The organism is Hoeflea prorocentri, assembly GCF_027944115.1.
Taxonomy (GTDB): Bacteria; Pseudomonadota; Alphaproteobacteria; order Rhizobiales; family Rhizobiaceae; genus Hoeflea_A; species Hoeflea_A prorocentri.
The window spans coordinates 368,635-386,881 of record NZ_JAPJZI010000001.1 but is presented as its reverse complement, the minus strand read 5'-3'; the positions used below and the strand labels follow the sequence as shown (position 1 = coordinate 386,881).

At 59.0% G+C, this 18,247-nt stretch carries 18 protein-coding genes; 10 read left to right on the top strand and 8 right to left on the bottom strand.

Going from position 1 to position 18,247, the window contains the following annotated elements:
• Positions 1-5 precede the first annotated feature (5 nt).
• Positions 6-992, bottom strand: coding sequence for a LacI family DNA-binding transcriptional regulator (locus OQ273_RS01785; RefSeq protein ID WP_267988756.1), 987 nt, complete (start codon positions 990-992; stop codon positions 6-8).
• A 184-nt stretch (positions 993-1,176) separates the two neighbouring features.
• Between OQ273_RS01785 and OQ273_RS01780 the strand changes: the two genes are divergently transcribed.
• From OQ273_RS01780 to OQ273_RS01745, 8 genes are all read left to right on the top strand, one after another.
• On the top strand, positions 1,177-2,118 hold the full coding sequence (locus tag OQ273_RS01780) for a phosphotransferase (protein WP_267988755.1): 942 nt from the start codon (positions 1,177-1,179) through the stop codon (positions 2,116-2,118).
• Positions 2,115-3,431, top strand: a complete 1,317-nt coding sequence (gene eno, locus OQ273_RS01775) for a phosphopyruvate hydratase (protein WP_267988754.1) — start codon at positions 2,115-2,117, stop codon at positions 3,429-3,431. The genes OQ273_RS01780 and eno overlap by 4 nt, the downstream gene beginning before the upstream one ends.
• Positions 3,428-4,285: a fumarylacetoacetate hydrolase family protein gene (locus OQ273_RS01770; RefSeq protein WP_267988753.1), complete on the top strand. Its 858-nt coding sequence runs from the start codon at positions 3,428-3,430 to the stop codon at positions 4,283-4,285. Before eno ends, OQ273_RS01770 begins: the two co-directional genes overlap by 4 nt.
• Complete coding sequence (locus tag OQ273_RS01765) at positions 4,282-5,031, top strand: SDR family NAD(P)-dependent oxidoreductase (RefSeq protein ID WP_267988752.1); 750 nt, start codon at positions 4,282-4,284, stop codon at positions 5,029-5,031. Before OQ273_RS01770 ends, OQ273_RS01765 begins: the two co-directional genes overlap by 4 nt.
• Before the next feature lie 116 nt (positions 5,032-5,147).
• Entirely contained in the window at positions 5,148-6,425 is a 1,278-nt protein-coding gene (locus OQ273_RS01760; protein ID WP_267988751.1) for an ABC transporter substrate-binding protein, read from the top strand.
• A 79-nt stretch (positions 6,426-6,504) separates the two neighbouring features.
• On the top strand, positions 6,505-7,428 hold the full coding sequence (locus tag OQ273_RS01755; protein ID WP_267988750.1) for a carbohydrate ABC transporter permease: 924 nt from the start codon (positions 6,505-6,507) through the stop codon (positions 7,426-7,428).
• Positions 7,421-8,323: a carbohydrate ABC transporter permease gene (locus OQ273_RS01750; protein WP_267988749.1), complete on the top strand. Its 903-nt coding sequence runs from the start codon at positions 7,421-7,423 to the stop codon at positions 8,321-8,323. Before OQ273_RS01755 ends, OQ273_RS01750 begins: the two co-directional genes overlap by 8 nt.
• A gap of 12 nt (positions 8,324-8,335) precedes the next feature.
• Entirely contained in the window at positions 8,336-9,445 is a 1,110-nt protein-coding gene (locus OQ273_RS01745) for an ABC transporter ATP-binding protein (protein ID WP_267988748.1), read from the top strand.
• Here OQ273_RS01745 and OQ273_RS01740 read toward each other — a convergent pair.
• The 5 genes from OQ273_RS01740 to ggt all read right to left on the bottom strand — a co-directional run bounded on the left by OQ273_RS01740 (position 9,442) and on the right by ggt (position 15,036).
• Positions 9,442-9,579 (bottom strand): DUF2474 family protein, encoded by a 138-nt coding sequence (locus OQ273_RS01740; protein WP_267988747.1) that lies wholly within the window; start codon positions 9,577-9,579, stop codon positions 9,442-9,444. The two genes, OQ273_RS01745 and OQ273_RS01740, sit on opposite strands and share 4 nt — an antisense overlap.
• An 11-nt stretch (positions 9,580-9,590) precedes the next feature.
• Complete coding sequence (gene cydB / locus OQ273_RS01735) at positions 9,591-10,589, bottom strand: cytochrome d ubiquinol oxidase subunit II (RefSeq protein ID WP_267988746.1); 999 nt, start codon at positions 10,587-10,589, stop codon at positions 9,591-9,593.
• A 2-nt stretch (positions 10,590-10,591) separates the two neighbouring features.
• Complete coding sequence (locus OQ273_RS01730) at positions 10,592-12,001, bottom strand: cytochrome ubiquinol oxidase subunit I (RefSeq protein WP_267988745.1); 1,410 nt, start codon at positions 11,999-12,001, stop codon at positions 10,592-10,594.
• A 143-nt stretch (positions 12,002-12,144) separates the two neighbouring features.
• The gene (locus OQ273_RS01725) at positions 12,145-13,248 is read right to left on the bottom strand and encodes a calcium:cation antiporter (protein WP_267988744.1); all 1,104 of its coding nucleotides are present in this window, start codon (positions 13,246-13,248) and stop codon (positions 12,145-12,147) included.
• Positions 13,249-13,440: 192 nt separating this feature from the next.
• A complete protein-coding gene (gene ggt, locus OQ273_RS01720; RefSeq protein WP_425493322.1) occupies positions 13,441-15,036 on the bottom strand; it encodes a gamma-glutamyltransferase in 1,596 nt (531 codons plus the stop codon).
• Positions 15,037-15,274: 238 nt separating this feature from the next.
• Between ggt and OQ273_RS01715 the strand changes: the two genes are divergently transcribed.
• On the top strand, positions 15,275-15,802 hold the full coding sequence (locus OQ273_RS01715) for a YHS domain-containing (seleno)protein (RefSeq protein WP_267988742.1): 528 nt from the start codon (positions 15,275-15,277) through the stop codon (positions 15,800-15,802).
• Between the two features lie 88 nt (positions 15,803-15,890).
• Here OQ273_RS01715 and OQ273_RS01710 read toward each other — a convergent pair whose 3' ends face one another.
• Entirely contained in the window at positions 15,891-16,424 is a 534-nt protein-coding gene (locus OQ273_RS01710; RefSeq protein WP_267988741.1) for a TlpA family protein disulfide reductase, read from the bottom strand.
• Between the two features lie 80 nt (positions 16,425-16,504).
• Here OQ273_RS01710 and denD point away from each other — a divergent pair, with 80 nt between their 5' ends.
• Positions 16,505-17,476, top strand: a complete 972-nt coding sequence (gene denD, locus OQ273_RS01705) for a D-erythronate dehydrogenase (protein ID WP_267988740.1) — start codon at positions 16,505-16,507, stop codon at positions 17,474-17,476.
• Here denD and OQ273_RS01700 read toward each other — a convergent pair.
• Entirely contained in the window at positions 17,473-18,237 is a 765-nt protein-coding gene (locus OQ273_RS01700; RefSeq protein ID WP_267988739.1) for an aspartate/glutamate racemase family protein, read from the bottom strand. The two genes, denD and OQ273_RS01700, sit on opposite strands and share 4 nt — an antisense overlap.
• Positions 18,238-18,247 lie beyond the last annotated feature (10 nt).

The window sequence follows — 18,247 nt, the reverse complement described above, 5'->3', positions numbered from 1 at the left end:
TCCGGTCAGGAAACGCCGCCCCTGACAGTCAGTTCGGCCGGGAAAGATACCAGCCTGCCGCTGGATGCATCCCCGTCCAGCATGTCGACCGCCTTGAAAGCAAGATCATCAACCGGAATACGGATCGTCGATATACCGCCCATGAGCCAGGCATAAAATGACGGGTCGCCATAGCCGACGAACTCGACCTCCTCCAAGACGCCCTTACCGGCTTCAAGCAGGGCAGTCAGGGCGCCGTTCGAAATCTCGAACCCCCCGCACACGATTGCGGTTGCGACACGCTCCTCCAGTATTCGGCGTGCACAACTTCGCCCCATCTCGAAAGACGGAGAACCCACATGGATGAGCTCGGCAATCTCCGTCACCTCCGACGCCAAGAGCCCGGATTTGAAGGCGGAAAGGCGGCTGCGGCCCGATGATAAAGCCGCATCTGCGCCAATATAGGCAATGGCGCGATGACCGATGCCTGCAAGATGAATGACCGCGTCGCGAATGGCTGCCTCGTCGTCCACAAGAATGGATGCGGTCGGCTTATCCGAGCGTCTCTGCCGGATGAGCTGGATGATCTTCATCGAACCCAGGCGTTTCAGACTCTCGCCCGGATCGCCCGGAGCCGGCACCATGATCGCGGCCATCGCCTGCACTTCCAGCAATCGCTGCAGTGAGCGTTGCTCAAGTTCGATATCATCATTCGTCAGGTGGATGATCAGATGGTAGTCGCCCTCCTCGCAGGCCTCGGCCAGCGTATTGGCGAAACGGGCGTAAAACTCGTTGACGATATTGGGCAAAAGCAGGCCGATGATCTTGGTCCCGTCACCGCGCATCGCCTTTGCCGCCGCGCTTTTCACATAGCCGAGCTCGGCTGCACGCCTGACCACCGCCTCACGGGTTTTGGCATGCACATTGGGATTGTCTGAAAGCGCCCGGGACACCGTCATGTGCGAGATCCCAAGGTCTTTCGCAATGGACTTGATTGTTACGCGTTTGGACAATTTGCCCCCCTCGGCACACGGCTTTCTATCATTTGCAGACATTCCTGTCTTGACTCAGCCTCAGGGCTAATTGTAATTGTTCACGTGAACATTGCAACTTGAAGGCAGAGGCGTCATCTCCACCATCGAAAAAAAATGCCGTGAGCTGGTCGTTGAACTTGGGCTTGGGTCAGGAGATCAGATCGTGCGGATCGATCCGCTTTCCGGGGGCGTTGCCTCCGACATCGCGGTCGTCGATCTGGGTGACAAGAGCATTTGCGCCAAATTCGCCCTGCCCAAGTTGAAGGTCAAAGAGGATTGGCGCGCGCCCGTCCACAGGAACCGTGCGGAATATGAATGGCTGCGCGTTGCGGCCCGCATTGCTCCGGGCAGCGCGGTGCAACTCTTTGGCAGTTCCGAACACCTGCACGGCTTTGCCATGGAATATCTGCAGGGCAGCGATGTCTATCTGTGGAAAGCCGCGCTGCTGGAAGAGCGCGAGGATCGCAGCGAGGCAGGGCGGGTCGGAAACCTGCTCGGGCAGATACATGCCATCTCGACACAGCCGGGCTTCGATACCGCTCCGTTTCACAATCGCGAGGACTTTCGCGCCCTGCGCATTGAGCCATACCTGACCTTCACGGCGGGCCGTCATCCGGAAGTTGCCGATGAACTTGTCGCACTTGCCGAAATGCTCTTCGAAAGTGGGCAGGTCCTCGTGCACGGCGATATCAGCCCGAAGAATATCCTGTTCAGAAACGGTCAGCCGGTGATCCTTGACGCCGAATGCGCAACGATGGGCGATGCCAGTTTCGATGCGTCATTCTGTATCAATCACCTGATCCTCAAGGCCGCGCATCTGCCCGCCTCGCGACAACGGCTGCTGTCCGGCGTTGTTGAATTCTGGAATGCCTATTCGGCTCACATTGTCTGGGAGCCGAAAAACAAGCTTGAAGAGCGGATATGCGGCCTCGTACCGGCGCTGATGCTGGCCCGGATCGATGGCAAATCGCCGGTCGAGTATCTGAGCGCCGCAGAACAGGACAGGATCCGCGGCCTCGCCCTTGGCTTTGTCAAGGCGCCGACCCCTACGCTGCGGGATTTCACCCGCGAACTGACAAATCGAATGGAAGGGGTCGACGCGTGAGCCCGATCGCATCAATCAGGTCAAGACGGGTCTGGGACTCACGCGGCAATCCGGCCGTCGAGGTCGATGTAAGGCTCGAAAGCGGTGCGCTGGGCCGGGCGATTGCCCCGTCGGGGGCCTCCCGCGGCACCCGCGAGGCACTTGATCTTCGCGACGGCGGCAAGGCATTCGGCGGCAAAGGTGTCAAAAAGGCGCTTGCGGCAGTAAACGACGTGATCGCACCCGCACTCATCGGCATCGAGGCCGGCGAGCAGGAACGCGTCGATGCGGCAATCCTGGCGCTCGATGGCTCTCCGCTGAAGGAAAAACTGGGCGGTAACGCCACCGTTGCAACGTCTCTTGCCGTCCTCCATGCGGCCGCCGCCGACAGCGGCACGCCCCTGTGGCGGCATGTTGCCGACCGTTATCGGCACACACCGTCCCTGCCCTTGCCGGAAATTCAGATTTTTGGCGGTGGCGCGCACGCCGGACGCCGTGTGGACATTCAGGATTTCATGATCATGGTGCCGGGCGCTTCCAGCCTGGATGAAGTCATGGAAGTGACCAACGAGGTCTATTTTGCCGCCGGCGACATTATGGCGTCACGCGGGAAGATTGCCGGCGTCGCCGATGAAGGCGGCTGGTGGCCGGTCTTCGACAGCAATGAAGAGGCGCTCGAAACACTGGTCAGTGCCATCGAGAAGGCAGGAGAAAAGCCCGGCGAACGCGTCGTGATCTCACTCGATATCGCGGCATCGGAGTTTGGACAGGATGGACGTTACAGGCTGGCGCTCGAAGATCGTGAACTGGACAGCGCCGCCATGATCGACATGCTGGGCGACTGGCTCGACGCCTACCCCATCGCTTCGATCGAAGATCCCCTCGGCGAGGACGATGCCGACGGCATGGAGGAATTCACCCGCCGGTTCGGTGAGCGCGTCCAGATCATTGGAGACGACTATCTTGTGACCAATGCTGGCCTTGTCGAGCAGGCGGCCGCGCGCGGTGCCTGCAATGCCGTTCTCGTCAAGGTCAATCAGGCCGGAACGGTAACCGAATCGATCAACACATTTGACGCGGCACAGGCGGCCGGCTGGCGTTCCATCGTCTCGGCACGGTCGGGCGAGACGGAAGACGTCTCGATCAGCCATCTGGCGACAGGTCTGGGCGGCGGACAATTGAAGGTCGGATCCTTCGCCCGCTCCGAGCGCATGGCGAAATGGAACGAATGCCTGCGCATTCAGGACGAACTCGGCGCTTCGGCATTCGTTGGCGGCAGGCCGCTTGCCGGAACCTGGTGGGGCAAGAAGAACAACAAGGAGAATGCAGCATGAAGCTACTGCGTGTCGGAAGAGAAGGCAGCGAGATACCGTGCATGTTGGACGACACGGGCACGGCGCGCGACGTCTCTCCGCTCGTCGCGGATTTCACACCGCAGACCATTCCGCTGCTCGCCGATACGCTGGGCAATACCGATCCGACAACGCTTGAGGCAGTTGAGACCGCCGGCGCGCGTATCGGCACGCCGATGACACAGCCGCGCAATATTTACTGTATCGGCCTGAACTATTCCGACCATGCTGCGGAAGCCGGAATGGACATCCCCGAGGAACCGATCCTCTTCAACAAGGCGTCCGGGACCTTCTGCGCGCCGAACGATCCAATCCTTTACTCACCGAAAATGTCCAAACTCGACTGGGAAGTCGAACTCGGCATTGTCATCGGCACGGCTGCACTCAATGTCGAACGCGAGAACGCGCTCGACCATGTGCTTGGCTACACGGTGGTCAACGACGTCTCCGAGCGGTCCTGGCAGCTTGAACGGGGCGGGCAATGGGCAAAGGGCAAAGGGTTTCCGAATTTCTGCCCGACGGGCCCGTGGATCGTAACAGGCGACGAAGTCGCGGACGCACGCGCCTTGCCGATGTGGCTCGATGTCAACGGACAGAGAATGCAGTCCGGCAACACAAATACGATGATTTTCGACGTTGCGACCATCGTCAGCTATCTGAGCGAATTCATGCGTCTGGAGCCGGGAGACCTCATCTGCACCGGCACTCCGCCCGGCGTTGGTGCCGGCATGAAACCACCGGTCTGGCTCGGCCCCGGTGACAACGTGTCTCTCGGCATTGACGGTCTAGGCGAGCAGCAGCAGCGCGTCGTCAACTTAAGCGAGGTGGCGGCATGAACAGCTACGACTATTCAGGCAAGGTCGCCGTTGTCACCGGCGGCGCAAATGGTATCGGAGCAGCCGTTGCCGAACGCCTGGTCATATCGGGAGCCCGCGTCGCCATCTGGGACCTCGACGTCACAGCATTGGAGCCACGGGTCGCTGCGCTTCCCGCAGATTCAATTCTGCCGGTGACGGTCGATGTCAGCGATTTTGCCAGCGTTAGCGCGGCGCTTGAAAACACCGAAGCCGGGTTGAGCAAGGTTGATGTGCTCATCAACAGCGCCGGTATTGCGGGCCCCACCGACACGGTCGCCGGCTATCCGCCGGACGAATGGCGCAAGGTTCAGGCCGTCAATCTCGACGGAACGTTTCACTGCTGCAAGGCAGTCATTCCGGCAATGATCGCCGGCAACTACGGGCGCATCGTCAATGTCGCCTCCATCGCCGGAAAGGAAGGCAATCCAAACGCCTCGGCCTATTCCGCATCCAAGGCAGCCGTGATTGCCTTGACCAAGTCGCTCGGCAAGGAGACAGCGACACACGATATCGCTGTTAATTGCGTGACGCCCGCAACGGCCAGGACACGCATCCTCGATCAGGTCACTGACGAGTTCATCGATTACATGCTTTCCAAGATACCCCGAGGCCGTTTTGTCACGGTAGAGGAGATCACCAGCATGATCCTCTGGATGGCTTCGGCTGAAAACTCGTTCACCACCGGCGCAGCCTTCGACCTGTCCGGCGGGCGGGCAACCTATTGAGGCGCGCCGTGAAACGACTTCACGCCATTTGCAGATTCGCTAAAGCCGGCCGCACCCGGCCATCGCTTTCAGCGACACACTGAAGACCCTTTTCCTAGAAACAACGGGAGGTACCCATGGAAAATAAAGGGAAAACACTAACGATCACCACACTGCTTGGCACCATTGCGCTCGGCGCTCAGGTCGCTGGTGTTCAGGCTGAACCAAAGACCAACATGATGCACCAATGGGCGCAAGGCTCCGAAGCCGCAGCCATCGCCAAACTCGGTGAGATGTTCGAGGAAGCCGGCGGTGTATGGGAGCAGACCGCGATTTCCGGTCATACCTCGAACACGTTGGCCAAGCTGCGCTCCGACGTTGTCGCCGGCAACGCGCCTGCTGCGGTGCAGCTCAAAGGTCCGGAAATTGCCGAATGGAACGCCACGGGCCGAACGGCAAATCTCGATGGTGTTGCATCCTCGGAAGGCTGGGACGCGGTCGTCGCGCCTGAGCTGATCTCGGTGATGAAGCCGACGGGAAACTGGGTTGCCGCGCCGATGAACATTCACCGCGTCAACTGGCTCTACAGCTCAAAGAAGATCCTTGACGATCTGGGCATCGAAGTTCCGAAAACCTGGGCCGAATTCAATGCAGCCTGCGAAAAGGTTCAGGCCGCCGGCAAGATCTGCATCGCACATGGCGCCGCCGACTGGTCGGACACGACGACCTTCGACAGCATCGTTTACGGCATGGATCTGGATCTCTACCGCAAGGCCTTCCAGGAAGCCGATACCGACGCCATGCGCAGCCAGGGCATGATCGATGCCTTCGCACAGTTGCGCAAGATGGTCGGTTATATGGATGACGGCATCAACGGCCGGTCCTGGGAACAATCCATGGCGATGACGATGGATGGAGATGCTGCCTTCTTCCTGATGGGCGACTGGACCGTCGCCTCCGCCAATCTTGCCGGATACAAGGAAGACGTCGATTACCTGTGTAACCAGACCCCAGTCGACTGGGGCGGCAACGGTTTCATTTTGAACGCCGACTCCGTTGTCTTCTTCGAGCAGAGCGATCCGGACTATGTGACGGGTCAGGAGCTCCTGGCCAAGATCATTATGTCCCCGGAATTCCAGGTCACATTCAATGTCGCCAAGGGCTCCATTCCTTCGCGTACGGATGTTGATCTGTCCGAGGGCGGCTTTACCCAGTGCCAGCAAAAGGGTCTTGAGGACCTGAAGGCATCGGTTTCCGAAGGCACGCTGGTGCGTTCCATGGCGCACAATATGACGGTTCTCCAGAAGTACCGCGGCGCCATGATGGAGGTCATCACCGAGTTTGTCGCCGATCCTTCCATCACGCCGGAAGAAGCCGCAAACCAGTTGGCCGACGCTGTCGAGCTGCAGCAATAAGACGATGATTACGGGTGGCCCCGCCGATGCGGGGCCGCCTGCCGGTCACGTGCCGACAAAAGTCTGGAGGAGGTCCTTGATGCAGCAGCAGGGTAATACCCGGCAAAACGCACTGTGGCAGCGCTTGTCCCGCTTGACTCCACAGTTCGTGCTGGTGCCATCGATCTTCGCGGCCTTTGTCTATGTGGTGCTGTTTTCCGGCTGGACGTTCTGGGTTTCGATATCCAACTCCACGCTCCTGCCCCAACTCGACTACGGCGGCTTTGGCCCCTATGCGGCTTTGTGGCAAAGCAAGCGTTGGACCTTCGCCTATCAGAACCTTTTTGTATTCGGCGCGCTCTACGTGCTTGGAGCGCTGGTGATTGGCACCCTGCTGGCGATCCTGATCGATCAGCGTGTGCGTTTTGAAGCCATCTGGCGCACCATCTATCTCTATCCGCTCGCCATCTCCTTTATCGTCACAGGCACTGTCTGGCGCTGGATTTTCCATCCCCAGACCGGCATCGAACTGGCCCTGAAGGACATCGGCTGGGTGACGGCAAAATTCAACTGGATCGCCGACCGCGACGTCGCGCTCTATGTCGTTGTGCTTACGGCGATCTGGCATGCGTCCGGCTTTGCAATGGCGCTGATCCTCGCCGGCCTGCGGTCCGTGGACGGCGATCTCGTCAAGGCGGCGCAGATCGACGGCGCATCGATGCCGCGCATCTACCGCCGGGTAATTTTGCCGACCATATGGCCGATCTTCGTGGCCGTAACGGTCGTGCTGCTTCAGTTCGCGATCAAGACCTATGACCTCGTCGTCGCGCTGACCCAGGGCGGTCCCGGCGTCGCAACAACCGTCCCGGCCATCGTCGTCTATGATCTGATGTTTCAGCGCGGACAGATAGCACAGGGCGCTGCCGCGGCGGTGATGATCCTGGCGGCTCTTGCACTCGTGCTCGTGCCTTATGCGCTCTGGTCGGTCTGGCGGCAACGCAAGGAGGGCGGCGGCCATGGCTGAGACTGCAACCCGTCAGGAATTCGACCCGTTGGCCACGGGAAGCCGGAACCGGCAGCTCATGTCCAAATTCGGGGTTTATCTGACCCTTGGCATCTTCGCCTTTGTCTACCTGGCGCCGCTGATCATCATTTCAACAAACACGCTGCGACCGCTCGACGACATTGTGCGAAGGGGTTTCATCTCCTGGCCGGCTTCCTTTTCCCTGCAATACTGGGCCGAAGCCTGGGGCACGTTCTGCATCGGCGGAACCTGCGAGGGCGTTTCGCGCTTCTACAAAAACTCGCTCCTGATGACGATCCCGGCAACGGCCCTGTCGACGGCGCTGGGTCTCGTCAACGGCTACATCCTGTCGAAATGGCGCTTCCGTGGAGACGGCCTCATATTCGGTCTGATCACGCTTGGCGTCTTCCTGCCGGCGCAGATGACCTTGCTGCCCTGGGCCTATGTTCTGGGAACGGTGGGGCTCTCAAACACGATTGCCGGGCTGGTGCTTGTCCATACGGTTCAGGGCGTCTCCTTCACGACGCTGTTTTGTCGGAACTATTTCGTCAATATTCCGGACGACCTGATCAAGGCGGCGCGGATCGACGGTGCCGGCTTCTGGCGCATCTTCCGCCGCATCATCCTACCCCTTTCGCCGCCGATCCTGATCGTCACGGTGATCTGGCAGTTCACCGGGATTTGGAACGAGTTCCTGTTCGGCACCGTGTTCACATCCGGCGATAAGCAGCCGATCACCGCAGCCATCGTCGCCTTCTCCGGCTCAGGAACCGGCGAACGCCATTACAATGTCGAAGCGGCGGCAGTCATCATGGCGGCTCTTCCGCCTCTTTTCATCTATCTGGTGGGCGGCAAATATTTCGTGCGCGGCCTGACCCAGGGCGCAGTCAAATAGCAGGTTGAACTCATGTCGTCATTGTTGATCAAGGATCTGCGCAAGCGCTACGGACACGTCGAGGTTCTGAAGGATGTGAACCTCGAGGCTCAATCCGGCGAATTCATTGCGCTGGTCGGCCCGTCCGGTTGTGGAAAATCTACACTGCTCTCCATGATTGCAGGTCTGGAAAGTGTGACCTCGGGCGAGATCCGCATCGACGGCCATCTCGTCAACAACGAAGCACCGAAGGATCGCGACATCGCGATGGTATTCCAGAGCTACGCGCTCTACCCCACCATGAGCGTGCGCGAAAACATGAGCTTCGGCATGGAAAGCCGGGGCATTGCGAAAGCCGAAAGGGAAAGGGAGATCGCCCGCGTTGCGGCGCTCCTCCAGATCGATCACCTGCTCGGGCGCAAACCCAGCCAGCTCTCCGGTGGACAGCGCCAGAGGGTGGCCATGGGCCGCGCCCTCGTGCGCGATCCGAAGCTGTTCCTGTTCGATGAACCCTTGTCCAATCTGGACGCAAAATTGCGCGTCGAAATGCGCACCGAGATCAAGAAGCTGCACCAGAATATCGGAAAGACAACCGTTTACGTCACCCATGACCAGGTCGAGGCGATGACGCTGGCCAGCCGCATCGCGGTCATGTTCAACGGTGTTTTGCAGCAATATGACACCCCCAACAATATCTACTCCAATCCGACCAACCGGTTTGTCGCGAGCTTCATGGGATCGCCGACAATGAACTTCCTGCAGGGCGAGATAACCGGAGCCGGAGATGCTCCCGGCATCGTCCTTCAAGGCGGCGATGGCGCGGTCCTTCCGCTGATTACGGAAACACACACCAGGCTGGAGGCCGGGCAAAAGGTTGTATTCGGTATCCGGCCTGAACATTTCAGCCCGGCGCATGAGCAACGGGCGGAACGCAAGGGCGGCACGTCCACCCTCGTGGACATCAGCATCGACATGGTGGAACCCACCGGGTCAGAAACGATCCTGATGGCAAGGCTTGGTGAGCAGGAAGTTATCGTTGCCTGCGATCCGGACGAAGCGCCGGATCAGGGCGAGACCATGCAATTCGCCATCGACATGAACAAGGCCTGCCTGTTCGATCCTGAAACCGAGTTAAGGCTTTAGCCGGGGATGAAAAAACTCCTCAACAGGTAGCCGACAGCGGTGATCGTCAACACGCCCGCGACCCAAAGGGCGATAAACCACAAGAGCCTGCGCCAAAGCGGGCCCTTTGGCATGTCTTTCTTTTCCTTGTCCATGGCCGCACCCGTCAATGGTGATAACCGCCATGCTTGACCTTGCCGCGGAAGATCCAGTAGGCCGCCGCCGTATAGGCAAGAATCAATGGAATGAGAACGACCGCACCGACAAGCAGGAAGCCGAGGCTCTTGTCAGGTCCGGCTGCGTCATGGATGGTTATCGCAGTCGGGACGATATGCGGCCAAACGCTGATACCGATGCCGATATAGCAAAGCAGAAACAGAAGTTCAGCGCTGAGGAAGGCGCGTAGGGCATTATCATTTTTGAGCGATTGCCATAGCGTGAACACCGTCGCTGCGACAAAGAGCGGAACGGGCAAGGCGTAAATCATCGTCGGAAACGTAAACCAGCGCGCGGCATAGCGCTCGTTCATAAACGGTGTCCAGAGACTGACCGCGACGATAAAGCCGATCGTCGCCGCCGCCAGCGGGATGATCAAACGATTCACACGGGCATTCAGCGCTCCCTCGGTTTTCAGGTTAAGCCATGCCGCGCCAAGCAATGCATAGCCGAACACCAGGGCGAGCCCCGTTGCGACCGAAAAGGGCGTGAGCCAGTCCCACCACGCGCCGCTATAGGACCGCCCGACAACCTCGATTCCCTGCAGCCATGCGCCGAGCGATATGCCCTGGGCAAATGCAGCGACCAGTGAACCGCCGAAAAAGGCATGATCCCAGAACCGCTTGTGACGGCCGGCATGCACCCGGAACTCGAAGGCAACGCCCCTGAAGACCAGCGCCAACAGCATCGCGATGAGCGGCACATAAAGCGCTGGAAAGATGACCGAATAGGCCAGCGGAAACACCGCCAGCAATCCACCGCCGCCAAGGACCAGCCAGGTTTCATTGCCGTCCCAGACAGGCGCAATGGCGCCGATGGCGGTATCGCGCTCCTGCTCGTCTTCAAGAAGGGGAAACAGGATACCGACGCCAAGATCAAAGCCGTCCAGTGCGACATAGACAAAGACACCGATGGCGAGAATGAGCGCCCAGATCAAAGCATAGTCCATCGCTAGACCTCCCTGCCCGGCCATATGAGCCGCCAGATCCGGACGGCGCGGCGTCCGCCCTGATCGAGCAGTCCACGCTGCTGTTCGGCAGGGCTGTCCGGCGGGTCTTTGGCCAAAAGCCGCAGCGTATAGAGCGTCCCCAGTCCGAAGACGAAGAGGTAGACGACCACGATGGCGGCCAGCGATGTGGCCACCGCCGGCGCGGCGACCGGAGAAACGGAATCCGACGTCCGCAAAAGGCCGTAGATCGTATAGGGCTGCCGGCCGACCTCCGTCGTCACCCAGCCGCACAGAACCGCGATATAGCCGGTCGGCCCGAGCATCAGTGCGAACTGTGCCAGCCGCGGACTGTCGTAAAGCTGGCCGCGATATCGCTTCCACAGGCCCCAGCAGCCGAGCGTGAAGAACAACAGGCCGAGCCCCACCATGATCCGGAATGACCAGAACAGAATATTAACGTTCGGCCAGTCTTCGCGCGGAAACTGGTCAAGTCCGACAACCTCCGCGTTGAAATCATGAGTAAGAATCCACGACCCGAGATAGGGAATGGAAACCGCATAGTCGATTTCGCCGGTCTCCATATTGGGCCAGCCGAAAATATACTCCGGTGCTGCCTTGCGGGTCTTGAAATGCCCCTCCAGCGCGGCAACCTTGGCCGGCTGGTGCTCATAGGTATTAAGCCCGTGCTGGTCGCCGGCAAGGATCTGCAGCGGTGCGACAATGGCGATGATCCACATGGCCAGCGAGAACATCTTGCGCGTCGTGCGGTTCTGCCGGGCGCGGCGCAAATGATAGGCGGCCGTTGCCGCCACGACCAGCGCTGTCGTCAGATAGGCGGCAAAGACCATATGGACGAAGCGATAGGGGAAGGACGGGTTGAAGATCACCTCCATCCAGCTCAGCGGAATGAACTGTCCCGCCTCGTTCATGCCGTAGCCGGCCGGCGTCTGCATCCAACTATTGACGCTCAGGATCCAGAAGGCCGATCCGAGCGTGCCCGCCGCCACCATGAAGGTTGCGAAAAAATGCAATCTTGGACCGACCTTGTCGCGTCCGAACAGCATAACACCGAGAAAGCCCGCCTCGACGAAGAATGCGGTCATGACCTCGTAACCCATCAGCGGGCCGATCACCGGGCCGGCCTTGTCGGCGAAAACGCTCCAGTTGGTGCCGAATTCGTAACTCAGCATCAGGCCGGATACGACACCCATGCCGAACACGACGGCGAACGGTTTGATCCAGAAATCAAAAAGGGTCAGATAGACTTCTTCACGGGTTTGCATCCAGCGCCATTGCACGAATGCAAGGAAGCTCGCCAGCCCGATGGACGTCGCCGGGAAAATGATATGGAACGAGACGGTAAACGCGAACTGAATGCGGGCAAGAATAACTGGGTCGCTGAAGTCTGCCATCGCGAATCTTCCGTTCTCGGTTGAAGCACCCCGCTGCCATTATTGGCATAGCCGGCCTGATTTCAATTGCCAAAAATGTAGCAGCCACCGCGGCGCAATGACGCCGCACAAGTCCTTTCCGCAAGGCCCGGACCATCCGGATATCAGGGATTGAAGATCAGCACGATATAGACGACGAATATCACCAGATGGACAGCGCCTTGCAGCATGTTCGTACGGGTTCCGCCGAATGTCAGCGCGCTGACGAACATGGTCAAAAGCAGCAATGTCATGTCGGTGTTGCCGATACCGAGCTGGATTTCCTTGTTGAAAAAGATGGAAATGGCAAGCGCTGCCGGAACAGTCAGGCCGATGGTCGCAAGCGCCGATCCGAGACAGATATTGACCGCCCGCTGAAGGTAGTTCTGCCGCGCGGCATGAAAGGCCGCAAGCGCCTCCGGCGCCAACACAAGTGCCGCGATGATAATGCCGCCGATCGCAGCGGGCAGGCTCCACGTGCCGATGCCGAAATCGACCAGCACCGCGAGCTTCTTCGACAGGAGCACCGCGGGAACAAGGGTCAGCACCAACAGCACGGCATGATAGGAAACAGACCCGCCGCCCGGCGGACCGTGATGCGCGTCTTCCCCGTCTTCCATACCCGGCTGCATGAAAAACGAGCGGTGACGCGATGTCTGGATCGCCAGAAACGTAACGTAGAGAACAATCGTTATGACCGCGAACCACTCTGCCTGTATCCGGCTGAGGCTTGGATCAGGTGTCGAAACAGTAAAGTTCGGCAGGATCAGCGTCATCGTGGCCAGGGTCACCAGAACCGTCAGAAAGGCGCTGGCGCCCCGCAGATTGAACTCCTGCTCACTGTGTTTGAACCCGCCCACAAGCAGCACAAGACCGACAACGCCGTTCATCACGATCATCAGGACGGCCATCATCGTATCGCGTGCAAGGGTGGGCTGTGCATCGCCGCTGAGCATGATTGCCGAGATCAAGGCAACCTCAATGGTAATGACGGCAATCGTCAGGATCAGCGTGCCGTAAGGCTCACCAAGCAGTTCGGCCAGATGGTCGGCATGCCGCACTGCCGAGAACGAAAGCAGCAGCATGCTGGTAAAGAGCACCACAAACAAAACAGTATAGACAGGCCCGGTAAAGGTCTCACCAAACAGGCCCGAAAACGGACCATAGGCCAGACCTGTAATGATAAAGCCCACGATGAGCGCGTATTCGGAACGAAGAAATCGAAGCATGAAAGAGTTGAACGGCCTCTGCTACCGGATGATTCTGCGACAATCTATCACCGAATTGACATGAAACAATGCCGGCTTTCATCATCCGGAGATTGTGACGACGGCCTCGTTATATTCCAAACTAGGCGGCTTTCTGGCGGCGCAGATCATCATTAACGCGAAATCGGTCGACCGCCGGCCCGTCTCATATCTTCAGTAGCCGATCGCGCAGCCATCCTTGCGCGGGTCAGAAGCTCCGGTCAGGACGTTGTTTTCCCAATCGATAGCAATGGCCTGCGATCCTCCAATCGGAACGGACGCCGTCGCGATGTCGTGGCCACGCCGAACAAGGTCCTCACAGATATCGGCATCGATCGCGTTCTCCATCTCGACCTGCCCGTTGAACGGATCGGCCATGAAACGTGGCGCGTCCATTGCTTCCTGAAGGTCGAGCCCGAAATCATGATACCGCGACAAGAACTGCATATGCCCGAATGCCTGATATTGACCGCCCATAACACCAAAGGACATCTGCGCACGGCCGTCTTTCGTCTCCATGGCGGGAATAATGGTGTGCAGCGGCCTCTTGCCCGGAGCGATACGGTTCGGATGGCCTTCCTGGAGTGTAAAGCCCTGGCCGCGATTATGCAGCGTTACGCCCGATTCCGGCGCCGTTATGCCGCTGCCGAAGCCAAAAAACAGCGTATTGATGAAACTGCAGGCGTTGCGGTCCTCATCGACCACGCTGATATAGACCGTATCGCGGTGGCGCGGCACATCAATATCTACCGCAGGCACCGTTGCCCGGGACATGTCGATGGATCCCGCCAATTTGCGCGCATAATCGTCTGAAAGCAGCACTTCGACCGGCACTGCCGAAAACTCAGGATCGCCGACAAAATGATTGCGCGCCGCATAGGCAAGCCGGCATGCCTCGATTTCAAGATGAATGCGATCCGCCGTCAGCGGTCCGCCGGGATCGATATCGAACCGCTGCATCATGTTCAGCAGCAAGAGCGCAATGACACCCTGCCCGTTGGGCGGGCACTGGTGAATGGTATGGTCGCGGTATCGCGATGCAATTGGCGCAACATACTCCCCGCCCGCACGGGCAAGATCGTCCATCGTGTGTACGCCGCCAAGTTCCTGCAATCGTTCGACAATGTCGCGCGCGATCCAGCCCTTGTAAAAGACGTCGGAGCCTTGCTCGGCAACCGCCCTCATCGTCCTGGCCAATTGCGGAAGACGCATCACCGATCCCACCGCCGGAGCCTTGCCATCCTTTAGGTACGTCGCGGAACTGACGGGATCGTTGCCGAGAAACTCCGCCTGGTTGGCCATATCGAAATGAATGCGCGGAGAAATGGGGAAACCGTCCTCGGCGTATCCGATTGCCGGCATCAATACTTCGGCGAGCGACAGACGCCCATGGTCTTTGAGAAGCCGGACCCAGGCATCGATTGCCCCGGGCACCGTGACCGAAACCGGCGAATATCTCGGAATATCCTTCATGCCACTGCGCAAAAGCGCATCGGCGTCCGTCGCCGCGGGCGTCCGGCCGGACCCATTATAGGCGACAAGTTCATCACTGCCTTCCGGCGCATACAGGCAGAAACAATCCCCACCGACCCCGGTCGAATGAGGCTCAACGACACATTGCACCGCACAGGCGGCAATGGCTGCATCCATTGCGTTTCCGCCATTTTGAAGAGTCTGTATGGCTGCCTGCGTTGCCAACGGATGTGAGGTGGCCGCCATGGCTTTTCCTGAAAGAACAGGCGAGCGCCCGGGACGTGAAAGATCTCTCAATGTCTGCCTCACAGGTTTCGTTGTTGCCGTCGGGGGCTTGTGCAGACGCTCGCACAGCCTCTTTCGTTACTTCGTGTTGCGGCCGCCTTTGTCAAGCGCGCGCACCTTGATCAAATGGCCCTGGCATCCATCCGGCAAAGAAACACACACAACTAACGAACCTGTGTAGAGCCGTGAATGGCAATCGGCCACAACGCGCCGTAATTATGGCTCCACACAGCCACACGGGAGAGAATATATGTCACTTCGCACAACAGCCCTCGCATTGACCTTCCTCGCCGGCAGCGCCTTTTCGGCATTCGCAGGCGATCAGTATGTAGACAGTTCCGGTTACGCCGTTTCAGGTTACGACGTTGTTGCCTATTTTGATCTTGATCAGGCTCCCGTCGGCACTGCACAGCCTTCAGCCGTGCGCGGCAATGCCGATTACACTGTTGAACACAATGGCGCAAAATGGGCATTCTCGACACCTGAGAACCGCGACAAGTTCGCCGCCAACCCGGAAAAATACGCTCCGCAGTTTGACGGCCACTGCGCCTATGGCATTGCCAAGGGCGGCAAGGTCCCGGCCAACCCGCATCTTTGGCGCATTGTCGACGGCAAGCTCTATTTGAACATCACGAAGAACGTCGTGGGTTTCTGGGAAGAAGATATCCCCGGCAACATCAACATCGGTTCGACGAACTGGGCCAATCTTGAAGCAAACGCAGCCTCCGATCGCGAAATCCCCCAATATGAGGGAGCAATTGGCCCGGTAACCAACTAACAGGCTTCCCCCGGGAGCGCATCCCCCTCACCAAAACGATACGCTCCAAAACGGAAAAGCCCCCGGTTCCTCCCCGGGGGCTTCTTCTTTATTGGTTCTGCAATCGTTTCAATGCCTGGCGTAAATCTGCTTCCGTCGCATGGGTCTTTTCCGCATTGCGCTCATGCACGAAGCGCCAGACCTCTTCGCCCGCGTGTCCGTAGACGATAACAGTGGGGATACGGTCAATGCCGCCAAAGGCTGCGCGGATGGCCTTCGATCCCTTCACCAAGGCAAAATCCGGCTCGGTCCGCTCGATAAAGCGCTCCATGCGCCCGGGGTCCTCCACGCCCCCGAAATCCTCGAAGACATTGATGCCGACAATCTGCACATCATTGAATTCGCCGCTAGCCGACAGGGCGTTCAGGTGCCTGAATTCATCTGTGCAGGGCGGACACCAGGAGGCAAAGAAGGTTACGATAACCGGGCCGCCGGAGTTCTGGTCCAGCGCCCTAGCGCCACCCATAACCGGTGCCGACTCAACCCTTGAACGAAGGTCTTCCCAGTTCAATCCACCGGCAAAGGCACCGGGACTGGTGACGGCCATCAGCAGAAATGCAAGACTTGGCAGAAGGCGTTTCATGCCGCAGCCTATGGCTTGCCTTTCCGGCAAAGCAAATCAAAACTCCGTCAACACGGGCTCAATGGAGAGACAACAAGATCATGGACATTTTGATCACGGGAGCGGCCGGTATGGTCGGACGCAAACTGACCGACAGGCTTTGCAGGACCGGCACGATCGGCGGCAAGACAATCAGCTCCATGACCCTGTTCGATGTCGTGGAGCCGGCAGCGGTGTCGGCGCCCTGGCCAGTGGAAGCCAGGGCGGGCGATTTGTGCGACCCGGCAGAGATCGATCGGATGGTCGCCGCAAAACCGGATGTCATCTTTCACCTTGCGGCCATCGTTTCCGGAGAAGCCGAGCTCGACTTCGACAAGGGCTATCGCACAAATCTGAACGCCACACTGATGATGTTTGAGGCCATCCGCGCGCAATCCTATTGTCCCCGTGTTGTCTTTACATCGTCCATCGGCGTCTTCGGCGCGCCCTATCCGGAAATCATCAGCGATGAGTTTCTGTCCGCGCCGCTTTCTTCCTATGGCGTTCAAAAATCCTGTGGCGAGCTTTTGCTGATGGATTACAGCCGCAAGGGCTTTTTTGACGGCATCTCCATTCGCCTGCCAACAGTCATGATCAGACCGGGCAAGCCGAACAAGGCCTCAACGAGCTTCTTTTCTAACATCCTGCGCGAGCCGCTTGTCGGCAAGGAAGCGGTCCTGCCCGTTCCACGCGATCTGCGCCATTGGTATTCAAGTCCGCGGGCAACGGCCGGTTTTCTCACTCATGCGGCCGAGGTCGATCTGGATGCGGTCGGTCCGCGCCGGGCGCTGACAATGCCCGGGATCACGGCTACGGTCGCAGAACTGATCGAGGCGCTGGGACGGGTCGCGGGGCAAGACAGGGTGGCCCTGATCCGCGAAGAACCGGACGCATTCATCACCCGGTTGGTCAGCAGTTTCCCCACCCGCTTTGATCCCGCGCGGGCAATCGAACTCGGCTTTGTTGCCGATCAGTCCATCGACGAGATTATCCGCATTCACATAGAGGATGAGCTTGGCGGTCAGCTTGGCTAGCGGGGCGAGCGGGCTGCGAGTCCGGGCCTCGGATCGTCGAGCCGCAGGTCAAAGCGATCCGGCACAAGCCCCTGATGGAACCAGCGGACAAAGCTGTAGATTGAATAGACGGGCAGTCCGGTCAACTTTCGGATATCGGCGGCGTAGGGCGTCATATTGGTGCATTCCAGCACGATGGCCCCGATATTGTCGTACTCGCTGACCAGTTCCTGCGCCGCATCCAGAAGGTCGAGTCTGCAATCGGCAAAATCAATGCTCGGCTGATCATCCAGTATGCCGTGGCTGAAGGCTCTGCCATTGTCGGTGCCGACAATGGGCGTATCCAGCGGCGCATTTGCCGCCTCCAGATGAGCTCGCGACAGATTGGTTTTCGAGATGGTTATGACCCCGACCCGCTGACCGCGCGGCAGCATATGCTGAACCAGCGGGATCTGCATGAGCGACGAGGTCGCCACGGGGACAGGCACCGCTTCGGATACTTTGTCCTGGATAAGCGCCAGGAAGCCGCAATTCGTCGTCAGCCCATCACATCCCGCGGCGACAAGATCCTTTGCAGCGGCAATAAAGTCATCAATCAAGGCCAGTGGATCCTTTCGTACGACCTTGTCGGGCGTCGCCCCGCGCACAATCCTGTACTGCACCGGAAACGGCCAGGTGTAGGCGTTGGCGATATCGCCATGGATGCGCGGAAACTGTGTCTCCAGCATCATGATGCCGATATTGGCTCCATAGACTGTCTTTCCACCGTACTCCAAGGACATGGCGGTCTCC

Bases quoted from the DNA above. Each gene is read 5' to 3' on its own strand.
- OQ273_RS01770 (WP_267988753.1), top strand. From the start codon at position 3,428: ATGAAGCTACTGCGTGTCGGAAGAGAAGGCAGCGAGATACCGTGCATG.
- OQ273_RS01765 (WP_267988752.1), top strand. From the start codon at position 4,282: ATGAACAGCTACGACTATTCAGGCAAGGTCGCCGTTGTCACCGGCGGC.
- OQ273_RS01760 (WP_267988751.1), top strand. From the start codon at position 5,148: ATGGAAAATAAAGGGAAAACACTAACGATCACCACACTGCTTGGCACC.
- OQ273_RS01755 (WP_267988750.1), top strand. From the start codon at position 6,505: ATGCAGCAGCAGGGTAATACCCGGCAAAACGCACTGTGGCAGCGCTTG.
- OQ273_RS01750 (WP_267988749.1), top strand. From the start codon at position 7,421: ATGGCTGAGACTGCAACCCGTCAGGAATTCGACCCGTTGGCCACGGGA.
- OQ273_RS01745 (WP_267988748.1), top strand. From the start codon at position 8,336: ATGTCGTCATTGTTGATCAAGGATCTGCGCAAGCGCTACGGACACGTC.
- OQ273_RS01740 (WP_267988747.1), bottom strand. From the start codon at position 9,579: ATGGACAAGGAAAAGAAAGACATGCCAAAGGGCCCGCTTTGGCGCAGG.
- cydB (WP_267988746.1), bottom strand. From the start codon at position 10,589: ATGGACTATGCTTTGATCTGGGCGCTCATTCTCGCCATCGGTGTCTTT.
- OQ273_RS01730 (WP_267988745.1), bottom strand. From the start codon at position 12,001: ATGGCAGACTTCAGCGACCCAGTTATTCTTGCCCGCATTCAGTTCGCG.
- OQ273_RS01725 (WP_267988744.1), bottom strand. From the start codon at position 13,248: ATGCTTCGATTTCTTCGTTCCGAATACGCGCTCATCGTGGGCTTTATC.
- OQ273_RS01715 (WP_267988742.1), top strand. From the start codon at position 15,275: ATGTCACTTCGCACAACAGCCCTCGCATTGACCTTCCTCGCCGGCAGC.
- OQ273_RS01710 (WP_267988741.1), bottom strand. From the start codon at position 16,424: ATGAAACGCCTTCTGCCAAGTCTTGCATTTCTGCTGATGGCCGTCACC.
- denD (WP_267988740.1), top strand. From the start codon at position 16,505: ATGGACATTTTGATCACGGGAGCGGCCGGTATGGTCGGACGCAAACTG.
- OQ273_RS01700 (WP_267988739.1), bottom strand. From the start codon at position 18,237: ATGTCCTTGGAGTACGGTGGAAAGACAGTCTATGGAGCCAATATCGGC.